2 protein-coding genes are annotated in these 3,070 nt (G+C 71.8%); both read left to right on the forward strand.

Going from position 1 to position 3,070, the window contains the following annotated elements; genetic code table 11:
• On the forward strand, positions 1-2,472 hold a 2,472-nt coding region (locus AC1DOC_RS26435; RefSeq protein ID WP_478130811.1), incomplete at its 5' end, for a YhdP family protein.
• A gap of 16 nt (positions 2,473-2,488) precedes the next feature.
• On the forward strand, positions 2,489-3,070 hold a 582-nt coding region (locus AC1DOC_RS26440), incomplete at its 3' end, for a nitrilase-related carbon-nitrogen hydrolase (RefSeq protein WP_478130812.1).

The raw sequence follows: 3,070 nt of genomic DNA on the forward strand, positions 1-3,070 counted from the left end.
TTCCGCTACCTGCCGCTCGAGATTCCCCAGCACACGCGCGACTACGTGCGCGATGCGGTCACCAAGGGCTCCGCCAGCAGCGTCGACTTCCGCGTGCGCGGCGACCTGCACGACATGCCGTTCATGGACCCGAAGCAGGGCGAGTTCCGCATCGCGGCCAAGGTGGCCGACGTCAACTACGCCTATGTGCCGCCGGCCTCGGCGATTGCCGCGTCGACGGCATCCAAGGCGCCGGCCTCCGCGGCCCGCAGCGGCGCGCCGGCGCCCGTGTGGCCCGCGCTCACCGGGCTTTCGGGCGAGCTGGTGTTCGAGCGCGCGGGCATGCTGGTGCGCAATGCGCGCGGCCGGCTGGCCGGTGCCACCGGCATCGAGGTGAGCAAGGCCGAGGCGCAGATTGCCGACATGTCGCACCATGCCGCGCTGCTGCGCGTCGATGCGCAGGCCAAGGGGCCGGTCGCCGAACTGCTGCGCGTGGGCGCGCCGCTGGCCGGGGAAACCGGCGAGGTGCTGTCCCGCGTGCGCGCCACCGGCACGGCCGACTACCGCCTGCACCTCGAACTGCCGCTGGCCGCACTCGAGGCGGCCAAGGTCCAGGCCAGCATCGCGCTCACGGACAACGAGCTGCAGCTGGTGCCCGAGGCGCCGTCCTTCGCCCATGCGAAGGGCGTCGTCGGCTTCACCGAAACGGGGTTTTCGCTGGCCGGCGTCAGCGCCAGGCTGCTCGGCGGCGAGGTCCGGGTCGAAGGCCGCGGCCGCTTTGCCGGGCCCGGCCGCGAGGTGGCATTGAAGGCGCAGGGCACCGCCACGGCCGAGGGCCTGCGCGCGGCGCGCGAGGCCGAGTGGCTCGCGCGCATCGCGGCCAAGGCGAGCGGCAGCACGCCCTATGCGGCCACGTTCTCGATGCGCGACGGCGCGCCGGAGTTCTTGCTCACCAGCACGCTGCAGGGCCTGGCGCTGCAGCTGCYCGCACCGCTCGTGAAGACGGCGGACGAACAGATGCCGCTGCGCATCGAGAAGAAGGTGCTGCAGCGCGAGACCCGCGCGGGCGCCGCCGTCGCCGTGCAGGACCAGCTCTCGATGGAGCTCGGCCGCATCGGCGCCGCCCAGTATGTGCGCGACATCTCCGGCGCCGAGGCGCGCGTGCTGCGCGGCAGCATCGGCATCGGCCTTGCGCCGGGCGAGGCCGCCCCGGTGCCCGACAAGGGCGTGCTGGCCAACGTCAACGTCGCGAAGCTCGACATGCCCGCATGGCAGGCGCTGGTCGGCGACACCGCAAGCAGCGCGCCCGAAGCGGCGGGCGGTGCCGAGCGGCCCGAAGACGCGGCCACGGGCTACCTGCCCACGCGCATCGCGGTGCGGGCGCAGGAACTCGGCATCGCGGGGCGCACGCTGCACAACGTGGTGCTCGGCGGCACGCGCGACGGCGCGCTCTGGCGCGCCAACATCGACGCCACCGAACTCAGCGGCTACGCCGAATACCGCCACACCCAGGCCGGGCGGCTCTATGCGCGGCTCGCGCGGCTCAAGATCGCGCCCACCGAAGCCAGGCAGGTCGAAACCCTGCTCGACGAGCAGCCGGGCACGCTGCCCGCGCTCGACATCGTCATCGACGACTTCGAGCTGCTGGGCAAGCGCCTGGGCCGCGCCGAGATCGACGCCGTCAACCGCGGCGGCGCGGGCCGCGAATGGCTGCTCAACAAGTTGAGCTTCACCATGCCCGAGGCCAGTTTCTCGGCCAAGGGCACCTGGGCCGCCGCGCCGGGCGGCACCCCCGGGCGCGCAGAGCAGCGCCGCACGGCCATGACCTTCAAGCTGGACATAGCGGATGCCGGCGACCTGCTCACGCGCTTCGGCATGTCCGGCGTGCTGCGGCGCGGCAGCGGGCGGCTCGAAGGCGACGTCAACTGGCGCGGCTCGCCGTTCTCGCTCGACTATCCGAGCCTGGGCGGGCAGCTCCAGGTCAATGTCGAATCGGGCCAGTTCCTCAAGGCCGACCCGGGGCTGGCCAAGCTGCTCGGCGTGCTGAGCCTGCAGGCGCTGCCGCGCCGGCTCACGCTGGATTTCCGCGATGTCTTCAGCCAGGGCTTCGCCTTCGACTTCATCCGCGGCGACGCAAAAATACACAACGGCATCGCGAGCACCAACAACCTGCAGATGAAGGGTGTCAACGCGGGCGCGCTGATGGACGGCTCGGCCGACATCGTGCGCGAAACGCAGGACCTGCGCGTGGTGGTGGTGCCCGAGATCAACGCCGGCACCGCCGCGCTGGTGGCCACCGCGATCAATCCCGCGATCGGCCTGGGCACCTTCCTCGCGCAGTGGGTGCTGAGCAAGCCGCTTGCGGCCGCGGCCACGCAGGAGTTCCATATCCAAGGCACCTGGGCCGACCCCAAAATAGCCAAGGTGCCACGATCCATCCTGCCGAACGTGCCCGGCGCTGCCGCGGTGCCGCCCGGCGGGCAGGGCAAGTGAAAACGGAGACCACGCCATGAAAGTCGCAGCCATCCAGATGGTGTCGGCCATCGCCCGCGAAGCCAACCTCGCGCGCGCCCACGGCCTGCTCGCGCAAGCCGCCGCGGCCGGCGCCGAGCTGGCGGTGCTGCCCGAGTATTTCTGCATGATGGGCGCGCGCGATACCGACAAGCTCGGCCTGCGCGAGACCGCCGGCGCGGGCACCGTGCAGGGCTTTCTGGCCGATGCGGCGCGCGAGTTCGGGCTCTGGATCGTGGGCGGCACGCTGCCCATCGAAAGCGGCGACGCCGAGCACGTGTTCAACAGCTCGCTGTGCTATTCGCCCGACGGCCAGTGCGTGGCGCGCTACGACAAGATCCATCTCTTTTTCTTCGACAACGGCAGCGAGCGCTACGACGAGCGCCGCGTCATCGCGCCGGGCGCCGAGCCCGTGATGTTCGAGCTGCCCTCGCGCGACGGCCACCGCTGGCGCGTGGGCATGAGCGTGTGCTACGACCTGCGCTTTCCCGAGCTGTACCGCGCGCTCGCCAAGCGCGGCGCCGAGCTGCTGCTGGTGCCCAGCGCCTTCACCCGCACCACGGGCGCCGCGCACTGGGAG

The sequence above is a fragment of the Variovorax sp. 01T439_2 genome (assembly GCF_056398445.1).